The following is an 18,295-nucleotide window of genomic DNA, read 5'->3' on the forward strand; positions in this document are numbered from 1 at the left end:
ACAGCGCCGCATGTGGCTGACGCACCAGATGGAGGGCGGGGCAGAGACCTACAACATTTCCCCGGCGTTCCGACTGACGGGGGCACTGGACCAGGCTGCCCTCGTCGCGGCGATCCGCGACCTGGTCGAGCGCCACGAGCCCCTGCGCACCACGTTCGTCACGGACGACAAGGGTGAGCCCTACCAGCGGATCCTGTCGTCGGCGGAGGCGTCGGTGCAGGTCCCGGTGATCGAGGTGGCACCCGACGACCTGTCCGGCGCGGTCCAGGAGTTCATCACCCACCGGTTCGACCTGGCGGCCGAGATCCCCTTCCGGGCGACGCTGTACCGCTGCGCCCCCGAGGACCACCTCCTGGTGCTGCTCGTCCACCACATCGCCTCGGACGGCGTCTCGGGCGGGCTGATGGCCCGGGACATCGGCGTCGCCTACACCGCCCGCCTGGAGGGCCGGGAGCCGGCGTGGCAGCCGCTGCCCGTGCAGTACAAGGACTACGCGCTGTGGCAGCGCGAGCTGCTCGGCGACGTGTCGGACCCGGACAGTCTCGCCGCGGCGCAAGCCGAGTACTGGCGCGAGGAACTGGCCGGGGTGCCGCAGCCGCTGAACCTGCCGCTCGACCGCCCGCGGTCCGCGGAGAGGAACCCGCAGGGCGACAAGGTCAGCTTCGTGGGCGAACCGGAGGTCGGGACCGGGCTGCAGAAGCTGGCCGACGAGCGCGGGATGACCATGTCGATGGTCATGCAGGCCGCGCTGGGAGTGCTGCTGGGCAAGCTGGGCGGCGGGGACGACGTGACCATCGGCGGTCCGATGGCCGGCCGCACCGACGAAGCGCTGGCCGACCTGGTCGGGTTCTTCGTCAACACCCAGGTGCTGCGGGTGAACCTCTCCGGTGATCCGTCGTTCGACGACCTGCTCACGCAGGTGCGGGAGAAGACCCTGGCGGCCTACGAGCGGCAGGATGTGCCGTTCGAGACGCTGGTCGAGTTGATCAACCCTGACCGCTCCACGGCGTACCAGCCGCTGTTCCAGGTGATGCTCGCCTGGCAGAACTTCGAGAAGCAGGACTTCGAACTCCCTGGACTCACGGTGGAGTTCGAGCAGCACGTCACGCAGACCTCCCTGGTCGACCTCACCATGTTCTTCGACGTGAACGACTCGGGGGAGCTGCGGGGCGAGCTGCAGTACGCGACCGCGCTGTTCGACCGGGACACGGCCGAGGCCATCGCCGCTCGGTATCTGCTCGTTCTGGAGCAGCTGGTTGCCGACCCGAAGGCGCCGATCAGCCAGATCGAGATGCTGCTCGACCAAGAGCGGGACCGGCTGCTGCGGGAGGTCAACGACACCGCGCATCCGGTGGCCGAGGACACCCTGCCGGGCGCGTTCGAGGCGCAGGCGGAGCGCACCCCGGACCGTGTCGCGGTGATCGGCGAGCAGGAGACGCTGACGTACCGGGAGTTCAACCGGCGTGCCAACCAGCTGGCCCACTGGCTGGTCGAACAGGGCGCCGGCCCCGACCAGCTTGTTGCCGTGCGCATCCCCCACTCGGTCGATCTGATGACGGCGATCTACGCGGTGGTCAAGTCCGGTGCGGCGTACGTGCCGGTGGACCCCGAGCTGCCCGAGGACCGGGTGCGGCACATGCTCGACAGCGCGAAGCCGCTGCTGGTGCTCGACGATGCGTTTCCGGACGTCTCCGGGTACCCGGAGACGAACCCGGAGCGTGCGCTGCTGCCGGACAACGTCGCGTACGTCATCTTCACCTCCGGTTCCACCGGCAGTCCCAAGGGCGTGCCGGTGTCCCACCGGTCGATCATGAACCGGATGAAGTGGGGCCTGGAGCACTTCGACGTCACGGTCGAGGACCGGATGCTCTTCAGCACGCTGGCGAGCTTCGACGCGTCGGTGCAGGAGATGTTCGCCAACCTTCAGGCGGGCGGTGCCGTCGTCGTCGCGCGCCCGGACGGGCGCCGGGATCCGGCCTACCTCGCCGAGCTGATCCGCCGCGAGCGGGTGACCAGCGCGTTCTTCGTGCCCTCCCTGCTGGCGGCGTTCGTGGACGAGCCCGCTGCGCGCGAGTGCACCAGCCTGCGCTGGATCGAGTCCGGAGGGGAGGCGTTCCCGGCCGCGCTGGCCAACAAGCTCGTCGAGCTGCTGCCCGGCTGCGGAGCGCACAACCACTACGGCCCCACCGAGGCGGCGGTGGAGGCCACCGCGTGGCAGCACGAGCCGGGCGCGGACCGGCTGCCGATCGGCGTGCCGCTCTGGAACGTCCGGGTGTACGTGCTGGACACGGCGCTACGCCCGGTCGCGCCGGGCGTCGCCGGCGAGCTGTACATCGCCGGCGTCGGACTGGCCAGGGGCTACCTGGGGCAGAGCGCGCTGACCGCGCACCGGTTCGTCGCTTGCCCCTTCGGCGAGCCGGGGACCCGGATGTACCGCACCGGGGACCTGGTGCGGTGGAACACGGGCGGCCAGATCGAATACATCGGCCGCAGCGACTTCCAGGTGAAGATCCGGGGCTACCGGATCGAACTGGGCGACATTGAGCACGCACTGGCCGGACATCCCGCTGTCGCGCAGGCGGCGGTCGTGGTGCGCGAGGACCAGCCGGGCGAGAAGCGCCTGGTGGGCTATGTGGTGCCCGACCCGGATGCCGCGGTGGCCGACGCCGATGCCCAGGTGGACGAGTGGCGCCGCATCCACGACGCGAGTTATGCCGATTCCGCCGATGAGCCATGGGGCGAGGACTTCCAGCTGTGGACGTCGGTGTACGACGGCGAGCCGGTTCCGGGCAAGCAGCTGGCCGAGTGGCGGGACGCGGCGGTGGCGCAGGTGCTGCGGTTCGCACCGCGGCGCGTGCTGGAGATCGGCGTGGGCTCCGGCCTGCTCCTCGCCAAGATCGTCGGCGAGGTCGAGGAGTACTGGGGAACCGACATCTCCGCCATGGTCGTGGACCGGGTCCGCGCGCAGGCCGAACAGGCCGGCTTCGGTGACCGGGTCCGGCTGAGCGTCCAGGCGGCCGACGACGTCTCCGGGCTGCCCCGCGGCGGGTTCGACACCGTGGTGCTCAACTCGGTGGTGCAGTACTTCCCGAGCGTCGCGTACCTGGACCAGGTGCTGAGCCAGGCCATGGAACTCCTCGCGCCGGGCGGCCGCCTGATCGTCGGAGACGTCCGCAACGCCGCGACACTTCGGCTCCTGCTGACCGCGGAGAAGCGTGCGGCGCAGCCGTACGCCTCTCATGACGAGGTGCGGGCGCTGGTGGAGCAGGCGCTTCTCGCCGAGCGGGAGCTGGTGGTCGCCCCGGAGTGGTTCGCCGAGTGGGCAGCGGACCGTTCCGTCGCGGCCGACATCCGGCTGAAGGCGGGACAGGCGCACAACGCGCTGACCCGGCACCGCTACGAGGTCGTCCTGCACAAGGAGCCGTCCGACGTGCTCGACCTGACCGCAGTGCCCGCGCTGCCGTGGGGCCGGGAGGTGTCCGACCTGGGCGCCCTGGGCGGCTGTGTGGAGCGGGCCGGCGGCCCGGTCCGCGTGTCCGGGATACCCAACGCACGCCTGGTGGCGGAGGCCGCCGAGGCGACCGCCACCGGTGTGGTGAGTGCGGACGCCCCCTCCGGCGCCTCACTCGACCCCGAGGACCTTGCCGCATGGGCGCGGCAGCAGGGCCTGGACGCGGTCATCACCTGGTCGGGCCAGGACGTCCACTCCTTCGACGCGGTCCTCCTGCCCGCACAGCGGACCGGGCGGCAGACCCTCTCCGGAGGGTTCCTTCCCGGTGCCGGTGCCGGGCGGAACCAGGCGAACACCCCCGCACTGGCCCCGTCGATCGACCCGCTGCTGGCAGAGCTGCCCGAGTACCTGCGTGGGCGCCTTCCGGACTACATGGTCCCGGCCGTGGTGGTGCCGCTCTGGGAGCTTCCGCTGAATCCGGCCGGCAAGCTCGACCGGCGAGCGCTGCCGTCAGAGCACGCGACCACCAGAAGCGGCGGTGGACCGCGCAACTCCCACGAAGAGAAGCTGTGCTCCTTCTTCAGCGAGCTGCTCGGCGTGGAGCGGGTCGGCATCCATGACGACTTCTTCGCGCTCGGCGGGCACTCGTTCCTGGCCACCCGGCTCAGCGCCAGCATCCGCAAGGAGTTCGGCCTCGACATGCCGCTGAGGACGATCATCCAGTTCCCCACGGTGGCCGAGTTGGGCGCATTGGTGCTCACCGGATGCATCCCCGGCGACCACGCCGACGCGTTCGATGTCGTGCTGCCGCTGAACAGGGATCCCGGGACGGGAAAGCCGCCGGTGTGGTTCCTCCATGGAGGCGGCGGCCTCGGCTGGGCGTACTTCACCTTCGCGCCGTACCTGGACCGGCCTGCCTACGCCCTGCAGTCCCGCGGCTCCAACGGCACGGAGCCGCTGGCGGCCTCGGTGGAGGAAATGATCGAGGACTACCTCGCCCAGATCCTCAAGGTCCAGCCGGAGGGGCCCTACCACCTGATCGGCTGGTCCTTCGGCGGCCCGATCGCACACGCCCTCGCGGAGGCGCTGGACCGCAATGGGCACGAGGTCGCTCTCCTGGCCATCCTGGACGCCCAGCCCGCGAGCGACGACGCGGGGAGCGGGTTCAAGGCCATCGCCGGCCGGACCGCGGAGCTGTACCGAGGTGACCTCGAGGAGGTCTTCGGCCAGTTCATGAACACCAGCAACATGGACACCCTGCTGGACAGCATGTCGAGGGTGGGCTCCAACAACCTGAACCGGATGGCCGAGTTCGAATCCCCGGTCTTCCGCGGTGACCTGCTGTTCTTCAACGCCACGAAGGACAAGGACCACTCGTACGCGCCCGACTGGCGGCCGTTCGTCCTCGGCTCGATCGAGGAGCACTCCGTGGACGCCACGCACAACGACCTGCACATGCCGCAACCCGCGGGCCAGGTCATGCGGATCATCGCCCAGAAGCTGGCGGAGTGACCGGGAGAGGTCCGGGCAGCACGCCCCGGACCCTCCGTCTCGTGACATCGAACCGCGGAACCGGCTCGCCGAGCCGTCGCATGGACGATTGGGGTTGGTCGGGGTGACAGAACCCGGCGTGAATGAGGAAGACCGGCAGCAGAGCGCGCTGTTGTGCGTGCCGTTCGCGGGAGCAGGACCTTCGTACTTCCACCCGTGGCGGGCGCTGTCCGCCGACCGGTGGCGCGTGACGTCTGTCGAGCTGCCCGGCAGGGAGCGGCGGATTCTGGAGACGCCGTACCGGAATGTCGTCGAAGCGGCCAAGGACTCGGTGAACGACATCGTCGCGGACCTCGGCGCCGGTGCGCGGACGGTGGTGTTCGGGCACAGCCTGGGCGCGGTGCTCGCGTACGAACTGGTGCACCTGCTGAGCGAGCGCGGTGTGCGCGTCGAGCGGCTGTTCGTCAGTGGTTCGCCGGGGCCGTGGACGCAGCGGGAGAGGCGGGCGACCGGGCTCCCCGACGAGGAGTTCCTCGCCCGGGTCGAAGAGTTCGCGGGGTTCAGGCACGAGGCTCTGGACCACCCGGAGATGCGTGAACTGATTCTCCCCGTTCTGCAGGCCGACTGCGAAATGCACGAGAATTACGTTCCGAGCACCGACGTACCGGTGTCGGTGCCGATCTGCTCGATTCGGGGCGACTCCGACGGCCTGGTCAGCGCCGAACAGGCGCAGGAGTGGCGGAACGCGACCACGGGCGAATTCAGCTATGCGGAGTTCCCGGGCGACCACATGTACCTGGTGGATCGCGCCCGGGAGGTGCTCGACCTGATCGAGTCAGAATCAACCCGCACTCGCTAATGTCCTGCGCCGGATCGCCCCGGCGCAGGACCCCCGTGTGGCACAACCGTTTGATGAGGACGTTGAGGAGACGACGATTATGGCTGAGCCGATCGTTAGCCTGCTGGACCCTGAATTCACCGATGACCCCATCGGCGCCTACGCGCGCCTGCGGGAGATGTCTCCGCTCGTTCGCATCGGATTCCCCGGTGGGCCGCCGGTCTGGCTGATCACGCGGAACGAGGACATCTCGCGGGCGCTGAGCGACCCGCGACTGGTGGTGGATTACCAGAATGTTCCGGGCCATCAAGGGCCCAGCCTGGCCGACCAGGCCATCGCCGCTCTCGATCTGCCGGACGAGTTCCGGGAGTATCTGGCGGCCAACCTGATGCTCGTGGACGGCAAGTACCACTCCCGGTTGCGCCGGCTGGTGACGCCCGCGTTCAGCGCCAAGCGCATGAAGGCACTGCGGCCGCGCATCGAGGAGATTTCCACCCAGCTCATCGACGCCCTGGCCCAGAAGGGAACCGGGGACCTCATCGACGAGTACTCCTCACCGCTGACCGGCACCGTCATCTGCGAACTCATCGGCGTCGACGAGGCCGACCAGCCGCAGGTACGGAAGTGGATGAACGACTACGCCAGCGCCGACGTCGACATCGCCACGAGCATCCGCAGCCTGGTCGAGTACGTCAAGGAACTCATCGCGCGGCGCCGTGCCGAGCCCGCGGACGACATGATCTCCTTCCTGGTGCGCAAGAGCGAAGAGGACGGTGACCGGCTCACCGAAGCCGAGATCGTCTCGCTGGTGCTCGTCGTGGTGAACAACGGTCACCACTCCACGGCCCACTTCATTCCGAACGCGATCCTCACGCTCTTCGACAATCCGGACCAGCTGGCGCTGCTGCGCGCCAAGCCGGAAGCCCTGCCGCACGCCATGTACGAGCTGATGCGGGTCGCGAACCCCGTTCCGCTCGCCGGCCCCCGGTACGCGACCGAGGACATGGAGTTCGCCGGGATCCCGATCTGCAAGGGCGATGCCCTGACGGGCTCCCTTCAGTCCGCCAACTACGACCCGAGCGTCTTCGCCGCTCCCGAACGGTGCGATGTGCAGCGTGAGCTGAAGCGCAAGGAAAGCCACGTCGCCTTCGGCGCGGGCCCGCACTACTGCCTCGGCGCGATGCTTGCCTACATCGAAGGCGAGGTAGCCCTCGATCACCTGCTGATCAAGCGTGACGGCCTGAAAATCGACGGTCGCCTGAGTTACCACGAGCCCGTCGCCGGCGGCGCCCGGCCGCTCTCCGCATTCCCCGTGCGCCTGTGAGGGCGTCGGAAAAGGTGATCGTCATGAGCGAGACATATCGCGGGACGGAAGACATCGGCGGCGATCCCGTCCGGGCGGCGCCCCGGACGGGTGGCGGAGCGGTGCTGGGCGTGAAGGACCTTCACCCCGGCGTCGCGGACCCGGTGATGGACACGATGAACTTCCTCAACGAAGTCACCCTGAAGTACCCCGAGGCCATCTCCTTCGCCCCGGGAAGGCCGTACGAGGAGTTCTTCGACACCGAGCAGATCTTCACCCATCTGCGCCGTTATCTGGACCACCTGGCCGCCCAGGGGCGCTCACCGGCCGAGGTGCGCAGCGCGATGTTCCAGTACGGGCCGTCCGCCGGGCTGATCCGCGAGCTCATCGCCGACTCGCTGCGCGTGGACGAAGGCATCGACGTTCCGGCTGAGTCGGTCGTGGTCACGGTGGGCTGCCAGGAGGCGATGTTCCTGGTGCTGCGCGCGCTCATGTCCGGTCCCGACGACGTGCTGCTGGTCTCCAGCCCCTGCTATGTGGGGATCAACGGGGCGGCGCGGCTCCTCGACGCCGACGTGGTCGCCGTCGAGGAACGGCAGCACGGCTTGTCGTGCGCCGACCTGGAGGCCGCGGTCCTGGCCGAACGCATGCGGGGACGCAGGCCCCGAGCGCTGTACGTGGTCCCCGACCATTCCAACCCGTCCGGCGTCACCATGCCGCTGAAGACCAGGCACGAACTGCTCGCACTGGCCGATCGGCTCGACCTGCTCATCCTCGAGGACAGCCCCTACCGGCTGGTCAGCCCCGGCGCACAGGTGCCGACGCTGAAGTCGCTCGACCGGAGCCGGCGAGTGATCCACCTGGGCTCGTACGCCAAGTCCCTCTTCCCCGGCGCGCGCGTGGGCTATGCCGTCGCCGACCAGACGGTGCTGAGGGCGGACGGGACCAGCGGGCTGCTGGCCGACGAGCTGGCCAAGATCAAAAGTATGATCACCGTGAATACCTCCGCACTGAGCCAGGCGGTCGTCGCGGGTGCCCTGCTGGCGTCCGGCGGCCATGTCTCCGAGCTGAACGCGGAGGCTGCCGCCTACTACGGGGAGACCATGCAGGTCGCCCTGCGGGCTCTGGAACGGGAGTTCCCCGCCGAGCGCCGGTCCCGGCTCGGAGTGAGCTGGAACGCGCCCAGCGGGGGTTTCTTCCTCACTCTGCAGGTGTCCTTCCGCGCCGACGACGAAGCGCTGGGCCGGTCCGCGCAGGACTTCGGGGTCATCTGGACGCCGATGTCCTACTTCCACCCGGAGGGCGGGGGTGATCACACCATCCGGCTGTCGACCAGCTACCTGACCCACGCGGACGTGGACGAGGGGCTCCGACGGCTGGCCGATTTCATCGAGTCCGAGGTTGCCGCGGCACACCCCCGTGGCTGAGTCCGCTCAAGTGCACCCTGGAGGTGGCGCGTGGAGATCCAGTCGATTGATCACATCGAGCTTTTCGTTGAAGACGCCGAGGAAGCGGCCCTCGGGCTGTGCGACCAGTTCGGCTTCACCGTCGCCGGTCGCGGTGGAGCCCGTACCGGTCTGCGCGGAGGCGAGTCGGTGCTGTTGCGGCAGCACGACATCACCCTGCTGGTGACCTCGGCCACCAGCCCCGATCACCGTGCCGCCGAATACGTCGAGCGGCACGGCCAGGGCGTCGGCGTGATCGGCCTGCGCGTCGACGACGCACGGGCCGCGTTCGCCGAGGCGGTCGAGCGGGGAGCCTCCCCCGTCGCCCCGCCCGAGACCGTCGGCGCCGGAGACGCCCAGGTCGTCTTCGCCTCGGTGAGCGGGTTCGGCGACGTGGAGCACCGCTTCGTCTCCCGCGGCCGGCCCGACGGCCCGTTCGCGCCGCTGATCGAGGAGACCGGCTACGACCGCTCCCGCGAGGGCCTGTTCACGGAGATCGACCACCTCGCGGTGTGCGTGCCCGCCGGCACGCTGGCGGAGACGGTGCACCGCTACGAGGAGATATTCGGGCTCCGCCAGACATTCGAGGAGCAGATCATCGTCGGCTCCCAGGCCATGGACTCGAAGGTCGTCCAGAGCGAGTCCGGACGGCTGACCCTCACCATCATCGAGCCGGACGTCACCCGTTCCCCGGGCCAGATCGACAGGTTCATCGCGGCCCACGACGGCGCCGGCGTCCAGCACATCGCGTTCCTGACCGACGACATCCTGACCGCCGTGCCCAAGAGCGTCGAGCGAGGCGTCCGTTTCCTCACCACCCCGCAGAACTACTACGAGAAGCTGACGCCCCGACTCGGCCCGATCGGCGTCCCGGTCGAGGTGCTGCGCGAGCTCAACGTCCTCGCCGACCGCGACCACACAGGCGTCATGCTGCAGATCTTCACCGAGTCACAGCACGACAGGGGCACCCTCTTCTACGAACTGATCGACCGCCGGGGTGCCCACACTTTCGGCAGCAACAACATCAAGGCCCTCTATGAAGCCGTGGACCGCCAGCAGACGAGCAACCCGACCGGACAGGCCTGAGATGTGCCCGGCAGCGGCAGCAGTCCGGCGCGACCCTCGTTTGCGATGAGCGCCGTGGAGGACAGGCGATGAGACTTACACTCGGCGACTTCGCGAGGTCGGCCAGGTCCCGACTCGACCCGGCGGTCTGGGACTTCTTCGAGGGCGGCGCAGGCGAGGAGCGGACGCTCGCGGCCAATGCCGAGGCGTTCGACCGGCTGTGGCTGCGGCCGCAGGTCCTGCGCGGCGCCGCCCCTCCCGAAACCGCGACCACGATTCTCGGCCGCTCCTGGGACGCACCGGTGGCGGTCGCCCCACTGGGCTACCATACGCTGGCCCACCCGCTGGGCGAGCTCGCCACCGTACGCGGGACGGCGGCGGCCGCCCGCGTGCCGGTCGTGATCAGCACCTTCGCCGGACGCGACATCGATGAACTCGCCGCCGCCGGCGGCGGCCCGCTCTGGCTCCAGGTCTACTGCCTGCGTGACCGTTCGATGACGCGGCGCCTCATCGAGCGTGCACAGGCCGCGGGCTTCGAGGCGCTCGTCCTCACCGTCGACACACCCCACATGGGCCGGAGGCTGCGGGACCTGCGCAACGGCTTCCGTCTCCCCCCGGGGATCGTCCCGGCCAACCTCGACGGGCAGGACTTCACGGTGCCGGCCGCACACGCCAAGGCCGAGTTCGCCCCTCTCGACTGGTCAGTGGTGGACTGGCTCCGCTCGGTCAGCCCGTTGCCGGTCCTGCTCAAGGGAATCCTCACCGACGCCGACGCGGCGCGTGCCGTCGAGGCCGGGGCGGACGGCATCATCGTGTCCAACCACGGCGGGCGGCAGCTCGACGGTGTTCCCGCGACCCTCGACGTCCTGCCGGAGATCGTGACGGCGGTGGCCGGGCGCGTGCCCGTCCTGCTCGACGGGGGAGTGCGCCGTGGCCGGGACGTGCTCGCCGCGCTTGCGCTCGGCGCCGACGCGGTGCTCGTCGGCCGTCCGATCCTGCACGGCCTCGCCGTCGACGGCAGCCAGGGGGTGACGGACGTGCTGAACATCCTGCTCGGTGAACTGACCGACGCCATGGGCCTCGCCGGCCTCCGGACGCGCGCCGACATCGGCCCCGAACTCCTCCGGCCCGCTGCCGGCGCCGAGGGACGGGGCCGGCACCACCGAGCCCTCGCCGCTCTCCCGCGATGAACATGCACGCCTGAAGTGACGAATGCGGGCGCCGGCCTCGATGTGCAGGTCCGGCGCCCGAAGCCTCAGGGCACACCGGAGCCGAACGAGCGCCGCCGCAAAGGCGGCGCTCCGCGCGTGGGGCCCAGTCCTTTGGACGTGGTCAGCGGTGCCGCCAGCCGCGGTCCTGCAGGGCCGTCACCAGCACCTCGCGCAGCTCCCGGGTGACGCTGAGCTGGACCAGACCGGTCGGCTGGCCCGCCGAGTGCTCCAGGTGTACATCCTCGACGTTGACGCCGGCGCGGCAGGCGTCGGTGAAGAGCCGGGCCAGTTCGCCCGGCTGGTCACCGATCATGACCGTCACCGTCTCGTACCGTTCCGGCACGGTGCCGTGCTTGGCGGAGATCCGGGCCTGCCCGGCCTGTCCGCGGCGCAGCAGGTCCGCGACGACGCGCGCGCCGTTGCTGCGCTTGTCCTCGTCGGTGGCCCCCATGGCCCGCAGGCCCATGACGGCGTCGTCCAGGCCCTCCGACAGATCTTCGAGCAGGTCGGCCACCACCACTGCGTTGGCACCGAGTATGTCCACCCACAGGTCCGGATCGCCGGCGGCGATGCGGGTGAGGTCGCGGATGCCCGAGCCCGCGAGGCTCACCATGCGCTCCTCGGCCGGTTCCAGCAGGGCGGCGACCAGACTCGCCACGAGGTGCGGGGCGTGCGAGACGAGGCCGACCGCACGGTCGTGGGTCGCCGCCTCCATCACCACGGGCACGGCCCCGCACATCGCCACGAGCTCGAGCGTGGCGTTCAGCGTCTCGGTGTCGGTGTCGGCCGTCGGGGTGAGCACCCATTTGCACCCGTCGAAGAGGTCCGCCCGCGCGGCCAGCGGCCCGCTGCGCTCGCTGCCCGCCATCGGGTGGCCGCCGACGTAGTGAGCGTTGTCGCAGGCGAGGGCGATGGCGTCGTGCTGCGGCCGGGCCTTGACGCTGGCGACGTCGGTGTAGTGCCGCGCCACGTCCTCGGCCTGCAGGCGTACGAGGACGTCGGGCACCAGCGCCGGCGGGACGGCCACGACGGCCAGGTCCACGGTCTTGGGCGGTTCCTCCGCGGTGCCCGCGCCGAGCGAGGACGCGATCCTGGCCGCGGCGGGGTCCGAGTCCCGCAGGTAGACGTTCACACTGTGGGCTCTAAGGGCCAGCGCGACCGAGGTTCCTATCAAACCGGTGCCGACCACCAGGGCATCTTTCATCCAGACCACTGCAACTCCTGGGCCGGCAACGAGGGATACTGCGGACGCACCCGGGCGTTGCTGAATGTTTCCGATGGTGCGTACCAACGGATGGTGCTGACTGCTGCTGCCGTTCCGCGGAACCTACTCGGACGCAGTCGCCTCGATGAGGCTGAAGCTCGACTCCCCGATCGGCAGCACCCTGGACCGGGTCAGGCCCACAGCGGCGAACAGCTTGTCGAACTCCGACAACGTGCGCTCACGGCCGCCGAGAAGCACCAGCATGCCAAGGTCGCTCCAGCGTGCCGGATGGGGTTCGGCGGTCTCCGGAACGATGAGTTCGCACACCAGGATCCGGCCGCCGGGGGCAAGCGCCCTGACGCTGGCGCGCAGAATGTCGGCTGCCTTCTCGTCGTCCCAGTCGTGCAGCACGCTGCCCAGCAGGTGAACGTCCGCACCCTGGGGAAGCTCGTCGAAGAAACTGCCGGCCACGAGCGTGCATCGGTCCCGAACCGGGTCGAGCGGGGAATCGTGAGCCGCGAGCTCGATCACCGAACGGCGGTCGAACAGCACACCGCTCAGCTGAGGTTGAGCCTGCAGGATCATGGACACCACCGTGCCGGTGCCGCCGCCGATGTCCATGACCGTGTGCGCGTCGTTCCACACCGGCAGTTCGGCCAGGCCGCCGTACAGGCGTTTGGCCCGTTCCTTCATCCGGGTGTTGAAGGCGGCCTCGGTCGTGGGCTTCGTGTCCTGGTCCAGGAAGAAGGTCTCGCCGTAGGCCGCCGGAAGCGGCTGCCTTTCCGCGGCGGCGTCGGCTGCCTGCAGCCAGGCCCGGGAAGAGTCCAGGTTGGACAGCGTGGCCCGCATCGACACGGCCGAGTCGGCCTTGAGTACGGCGCCCAACGCCGTGGGGGCGAAACGCCCACGATGATCCCGGGTGAAGAAGCCCGCCCCGGTGAGGGCGTTCAACAGGCTCGCGAGCGGCTCCGTCGCGAAGCCCACGGCGGTCGCAAGTTCCTCAGGCGTCGACCCGTCCGGCGCACATGCGTCGGCCACGCCAAGACGCGCGGCTATGGCCAGCGAGTAGGGAAGCACCGCGACGATGCTATCGTCCGCCATCAGCAGGAATTCGCGCACAACCGGATCGGGCACGCCGCGCACCAGCTGCTCCAACTCAGTCAGCGTACTCGCCCCACTCTTAGTCGATGTCATCCGGGTTGCGGAACTGGATTCGCCGTTCGTTGGCAGGGATTTGCACTGCGGGTTCATGAACTCATTCCTGTCTTCATGCGCCACGAATATGAGTCTATCCAGTGGTCGCCTGCGCATCACAGAATCACATGGAGATCCGGGCGACGGCTTGTGGTTGAGGAACGGAACGACGCGGTGACCCTTGACTGGAATGGACGTACAGCCGGGGAACGCCCTAGGGTCGGCCGCGACGAGGGATCTGGAGAATAACCAGCAAACGCAGGCACCCGTACCGCTGTCCTGTCGACGGGACAGCGGAAATGCTCCAGAAGGGCAAGTTGCGCCTTCGAGTGTGCCGGTGTCACCCGTTCATCAGAATCATCGCGGTCGCCGAACGTCTCATGCTCGCTCTCGCGCTGGTCGGCGGCTTCGCCGCCATGGCCACGGCGGGCTTTTCGTGGGGTTCAGCAGCAGTGCGAGCTTGCGGCGGACGGCACGGGCTGAGCGGAGGGCGTGGTTCTGCTGCCCGAACGCCCCTCCGAGTCGCGGGCCGTATTGCTGCGGGCGACTCCACGAACCCGTAAGGCATGCAGTACCTGAAACACCTGAGAAGGAGCTGACGCATGAACACACTCGGCGATGGTGTTCTGGAGAAGGCTGCGGCGGAATACGCCGAGCAGGGCTTCTCCATCATCCGCAACGTCGTGCCAAAGGAACTCCTGGAAGAGGTGAGCACCCACGTCGACTGGCTCACCCGTAAGTACCCGGACCTTCGTCCCGAGCACTTCCACCACCCGCTGATCCGCAACGACGCCTTCTGGGCACGTCTGGTCTCGGACCCCCGCCTGGTGGACATCGCGGAATTCTTCCTCGGCCCGGATGTGGCATCCTTCACCGCCCATTACATCTGCAAGCCACCGTACGACGGACAGGCCGTGCTGTGGCACCAGGACGGCGCGTACTGGCCGCTGACGCCCATGGAGGCGCTCACGGTGTGGCTGGCCGTCGACGAGAGCACCAAGGAGAACGGCTGCCTGCAGATGATCCCCGGCAGCCACGTGCTGCCGCTGCACCAGCCGCAGTCCCGCACGGACACGGAGAACATGCTGTTCTCGTCCTCCGACGAGAACCTGGTGCGGGAGTGGATCGAGGAGCGCGGGATCGTACACATCGAGCTCCAGCCGGGCGATGTCTCGATCCACCACCCCAACCTGCTGCACTGCTCGGACCCGAACACCTCCGCCAAGCGGCGCTGCGGTCTCGACATGGGATACATCTCGACGAACACCCGGACGCACGGTGACGGGGTCTACCTCGACCCGCTGCTGGTACGCGGCACCGACACCAACGGCTTCAACAGCTACCGCCCGTTCCCCACGTACCAGGAGGGCGAGACGATTCCGTTCGCCGGCCAGGACGAGTGGGACGAGAAGGCTGCCAAGCTCAACGCGGCACTGCCGACGCGTTCCCAGGACCTTGCCGAGAGCCCGATCGAGACGACCCGGCACATGATCGACCGGCTGCGCGAGGGCACCACGAGGCGCTGAACACCGCACCATCGGCCGATGGCCCACCGCACGTAAGAGCGGTGGGCCATCGGCCTTGCCGTTTCCATGCCTTCGGTTGCCGGTGCCGTGCTCCTGCTGCCAGGCGGCGTCCAGCGCCGGCCGTACCGCCCGCGAGCGGGCGCTTTCCGGCCATGCCGAGGGGCGCGCACACGCACGGCTACAGACTGCGACCCGCGGCCGTCCGTGCCCGGACGGGCACGGGACCGTAAGCACAGGACGGCGCGGACTCCGCCTACGGGCCCGCGCCGAGCGAGGGTGCCCGCCCGCCCCTCACCGCAGCCGTCTGCGCGGCGGGCAACGCTCAGAGGACTTCGCCGTCCTTCGTCCTCCTGCGCAGAGCCGGTCGGCTGGACCGGGCGAGGTCCTTCCACATGTCGGACAGACCGGCGATGGTGCGCGCCGCGAACAGCGTGCGGATGGACACCTCTTGGTTCAGCTCGGCCCGGACCAGGCCGACCAGTCTGATCGCCCGCAGCGAGTTGCCACCGAGGTCGAAGAAGTCCTCGTCGATGCCCACCACCCGCCCCAGCTCCAGCACGTCGGCGAACGCCTCGGCCAGAACCCGCTCGGTGCGGTTGCGCGGTGCCCGGTACTGCCCGTCATCGAACGCCGGCTCCGGCAGCGACGCGTAGTCCACCCTGCCGCCGACCGCCGCCGGCAGGCGTTCCAGCACCACGAACGCCGCCGGCACCATGATCTCCGGCAATCGCCCCGCGGCGAACCGGCGCAGTTCCTCGACCGTGAGGCCGGCCCCGGGACCGCTGCCGCCCGCCGGGACCACGAAGGCCACCAGCCGCCCCTGCGCGGAGCCGTCCTTCCTCGCGACCACCACCGCCTGCGCCAGCCCGGGGTGCTCGGACAGCACCTCCTCGACCTCGGCCGGCTCGACCCGGACACCCCGTATCTCCACCTGGGCGTCGGCCCGGCCCACGTACTCCAGGCGACCGTCGGCAACCCACCGGACCCGGTCCCCGGTCCGGTACATGAGCCCGCCGGCCGGACCGAACGGACAGGGCACGAACCGCTCCGCGGTCGGCCCGGGCCGACCGGGCCAGCCACGCGCCACGCCGGGACCGGCCACGTACAATTCTCCGGCCACGCCCACGGGGACCGGCGCCAGCCCCGGCCCCAGTACGTAGAGGGCCGTGCGGTCCATCGGGCGGCCGACCGCGCGGTGCACCGGTTCGTCCGCCGTGAGGCGGTGGGACGCGGCGAACACGGTCGTTTCCGTCGGACCGTGACCGCTCACGATCGTCAGCTCGGGGCAGGCCTCCCGCACCCGTCCCACCGCGGCCGCGGCCACGCGGTCACCACCGGTCCACACCTCGCACAACCCGGCGAGGGCCCCGGGGCGTTCTGCCGCGATCGCCGAGAACAGGTTCGCGGGCAGCCACACCCTGGAGATCTCGTGCTCCGCCCGCACCTCGGTCAGCGTGTCGGCGTCCAGCTCCCCCGACGGCGCGACGACCACCCGGCCGCCGTTCAGCAAAGGAACCCACACGTCGAGGGGAAGCGCGTCGGAGGTGGGCGGCGCATGCCACAGGACCGTGCCGTGGCCGCCTTCCTGCCAGCGGCGGTCCAGGACCAGCCGCTCCATGTTCCGGTGCGTCACGGCGACTCCCGTGGCCGAACCGCTCGGTCCGGAGCCGTACATCACGGCCAGCAGGCCGTCCGGACGCGACGGGACCGGAACCTCCGCCGCAGCGTTGCCGTCGTCGGCGGGCTCCGACCGGATGTCGCCGAACAGGATCGCCGGCACGTCCAGGGCACCGGAGAGCGCCTCGGCTGTCGCCGTATCGGTGAGCAGTGCACGCACCGAGGCGTCGCCGGCCACCGAGGCGATCAGCTCCGCCGGGACCGTCGGGTCGACCGGCAGGTACGCCCCGCCCGCCTTCAGTACTGCCAGCAGGGCGACGACCAGCTCGACCGATCGGGGCAGCGCCACCGCCACGACCGTCTCGGGTCCGACGTTCCGCCGTCGCAGCGCCCCGGCCAGGCGGCTGGAGCGCTCGTCCAGTTCCCGGTACGAGACCGCCGAGTCTTCGGACACCACCGCCACGGCGTCGGGCGCCCGCTCCACCTGGCGGGCGAACAGCTCCGGAACCGTCAGCCCCGGCACCGGCGCGTCCGTGCCGTCCGGCGCCGGGAGAACCCGGCCCCGCTCCACACCGCTCAGCACGTCCAGCGCGCCGACCGGCTGTTCGCCGGCAGCCACGGCTGCGCGGATATGGGCGATCAGATCCTCGCCGATGAAGCGCAGTTCCGCGCGGGAGTACAGGTTCGCGGGGGCGTCGAGCCGGACGTACAGGTCGCTGTCGGCGGTCCCGTCGGTGTAGACGCCGATCGCCAGCTCCTCGAACGTCCCGGTCGTCCCGGCGAGGAAGCGGGCCGGGCTGTCGGCGAAGTGGAGACGCTCCGGGAACTCGACGACGTTCACGACGGCACCGAAGCTGCCGCGGTCGCTCAGGACGGTCCCACTCGCGCGCTGGATCTCCGAGTAGTGGCAGGCCGCGTGATCGAAGATCTCGTACGTCTCGTCGCCGATCGCGTCGGCGATCTCGGTGAAGGACGCACCGAGCGGAACACTCACCCGCACCGGTACCACGTTTACGGCCAGACCGGGCGTCCTGCTCGCCACCCCGACCCTGTTGCCCACGGCCAGTGAGAGGAGGAACTCCGGCTGGTCACAGCGGTGCCGGAAGTACACCGCCGCGGCCGCGGTCAGCATCGACGACAACCACACACCCATGGACTTCGCGGCCTCGGTCCACGCGTCCGCATCGGCGCGCGGAACGGTCAGCGTCCGGCTCACCATGCCGATGGGTTCGGCCAGCTCCCCCCAGCGGTCGGCGCTGCCCAGCGGTTCGCGGAGCGCGGACCGCATCGCGTCGGACAGGGCCACGCGCGGAACCTGCGCGGGAGCCGGCGCATCCGCCAGATAGTCGCGCCAGAACTGCTTGTCCTCGGCGAACTGCTCGGAGGCGCGGTACTGCGCCGCCTCCGCCGCGAACGACTCGGCGTCCCACGGGTGCGGCAACTCCGGCACGTCCGAACCCCGCGACAGCGCCGTGTACACCTCGGCGAAGCGCCGCGACAGCAGGCCGGACGCGCCGTACCCGTCCGATATCAGGTGGTGGTAGACGATCACCAGCACGGAGCGGGCCGCCGCGAGTCTGACCACACCCAGCCGGAACAGAAGATCCCGCTCCAGGTCGAACGGCTGCCGTATCACCTCGGCCAGCGCTTCGCGCGCCGCCTGCTCCGGATCGTCCTCGGCGCTGACGTCCAGGAAGAACGGCCGCCAGTCCCCCAGTTCCCTGGGGACGAGGCGCAGCCCGCTGCCGTCGTCGACGAAGTTGACGCGCAGCACCTCCGCCTCGTCCATCACGTGCAGGAACGCGGATTCCATGACTGCCGCGTCAAGCTCGCCGTCCACGTTCCACAGGGTCAGCGCATGGTTCAGTGTGTCGGGAAACATTGCCTGCGCCCGCCACAACCCTTCATGCGCAGACGACGCACCGAACGAACGCACAGAGATCATCCTTT

10 protein-coding genes are annotated in these 18,295 nt (G+C 69.8%); 7 read left to right on the forward strand and 3 right to left on the reverse strand.

Translation table 11 applies throughout. The features are described from left to right. The first annotated feature begins 10 nt into the window (after positions 1–10). The 6 genes from ACZ4SF_RS31715 (at position 11) to ACZ4SF_RS31740 (ending at position 10,783) form a co-directional block, all read left to right on the forward strand. Entirely contained in the window at positions 11–4,963 is a 4,953-nt protein-coding gene (locus ACZ4SF_RS31715) for a non-ribosomal peptide synthetase (RefSeq protein WP_468391268.1), read from the forward strand. Between the two features lie 118 nt (positions 4,964–5,081). Beyond that, complete coding sequence (locus ACZ4SF_RS31720; RefSeq protein WP_468391271.1) at positions 5,082–5,801, forward strand: thioesterase II family protein; 720 nt, start codon at positions 5,082–5,084, stop codon at positions 5,799–5,801. A gap of 79 nt (positions 5,802–5,880) precedes the next feature. Then, on the forward strand, positions 5,881–7,104 hold the full coding sequence (locus ACZ4SF_RS31725) for a cytochrome P450 family protein (RefSeq protein ID WP_468391273.1): 1,224 nt from the start codon (positions 5,881–5,883) through the stop codon (positions 7,102–7,104). Between the two features lie 146 nt (positions 7,105–7,250). Continuing rightward, positions 7,251–8,510 (forward strand): aminotransferase-like domain-containing protein, encoded by a 1,260-nt coding sequence (locus ACZ4SF_RS31730; protein ID WP_468391321.1) that lies wholly within the window; start codon positions 7,251–7,253, stop codon positions 8,508–8,510. A 30-nt stretch (positions 8,511–8,540) separates the two neighbouring features. Beyond that, a complete protein-coding gene (hppD, locus tag ACZ4SF_RS31735; protein ID WP_468391276.1) occupies positions 8,541–9,614 on the forward strand; it encodes a 4-hydroxyphenylpyruvate dioxygenase in 1,074 nt (357 codons plus the stop codon). A gap of 68 nt (positions 9,615–9,682) precedes the next feature. Beyond that, positions 9,683–10,783 (forward strand): alpha-hydroxy acid oxidase, encoded by a 1,101-nt coding sequence (locus tag ACZ4SF_RS31740; protein ID WP_468391279.1) that lies wholly within the window; start codon positions 9,683–9,685, stop codon positions 10,781–10,783. Between the two features lie 142 nt (positions 10,784–10,925). Here the strand turns inward: ACZ4SF_RS31740 and ACZ4SF_RS31745 are convergent, their stop codons facing one another. Continuing rightward, on the reverse strand, positions 10,926–12,008 hold the full coding sequence (locus ACZ4SF_RS31745) for a prephenate dehydrogenase (protein WP_468391282.1): 1,083 nt from the start codon (positions 12,006–12,008) through the stop codon (positions 10,926–10,928). Positions 12,009–12,131: 123 nt separating this feature from the next. Next, complete coding sequence (locus ACZ4SF_RS31750; RefSeq protein ID WP_468391285.1) at positions 12,132–13,163, reverse strand: methyltransferase; 1,032 nt, start codon at positions 13,161–13,163, stop codon at positions 12,132–12,134. Between the two features lie 641 nt (positions 13,164–13,804). Between ACZ4SF_RS31750 and ACZ4SF_RS31755 the strand changes: the two genes are divergently transcribed. Continuing rightward, positions 13,805–14,728, forward strand: coding sequence for a phytanoyl-CoA dioxygenase family protein (locus ACZ4SF_RS31755; RefSeq protein WP_468391288.1), 924 nt, complete (start codon positions 13,805–13,807; stop codon positions 14,726–14,728). Positions 14,729–15,050: 322 nt separating this feature from the next. On the opposite strand, the gene ACZ4SF_RS31760 is transcribed toward ACZ4SF_RS31755, so the two are convergent. Beyond that, positions 15,051–18,290 (reverse strand): non-ribosomal peptide synthetase, encoded by a 3,240-nt coding sequence (locus tag ACZ4SF_RS31760; RefSeq protein ID WP_468391291.1) that lies wholly within the window; start codon positions 18,288–18,290, stop codon positions 15,051–15,053. Between the last annotated feature and the right edge of the window lie 5 nt (positions 18,291–18,295).

It is taken from the genome of Streptomyces sp. NPDC027663, from assembly GCF_055566415.1.

What these genes read in the sequence shown, in the direction of transcription:
- ACZ4SF_RS31740 (WP_468391279.1), top strand. Translation starts at nt 9,683, where the DNA reads ATGAGACTTACACTCGGCGACTTCGCGAGGTCGGCCAGGTCCCGACTC.
- ACZ4SF_RS31715 (WP_468391268.1), top strand. Translation starts at nt 11, where the DNA reads ATGTGGCTGACGCACCAGATGGAGGGCGGGGCAGAGACCTACAACATT.
- ACZ4SF_RS31755 (WP_468391288.1), top strand. Translation starts at nt 13,805, where the DNA reads ATGAACACACTCGGCGATGGTGTTCTGGAGAAGGCTGCGGCGGAATAC.
- ACZ4SF_RS31730 (WP_468391321.1), top strand. Translation starts at nt 7,251, where the DNA reads ATGGACACGATGAACTTCCTCAACGAAGTCACCCTGAAGTACCCCGAG.
- ACZ4SF_RS31725 (WP_468391273.1), top strand. Translation starts at nt 5,881, where the DNA reads ATGGCTGAGCCGATCGTTAGCCTGCTGGACCCTGAATTCACCGATGAC.
- ACZ4SF_RS31760 (WP_468391291.1), bottom strand. Translation starts at nt 18,290, where the DNA reads ATGATCTCTGTGCGTTCGTTCGGTGCGTCGTCTGCGCATGAAGGGTTG.
- ACZ4SF_RS31745 (WP_468391282.1), bottom strand. Translation starts at nt 12,008, where the DNA reads ATGAAAGATGCCCTGGTGGTCGGCACCGGTTTGATAGGAACCTCGGTC.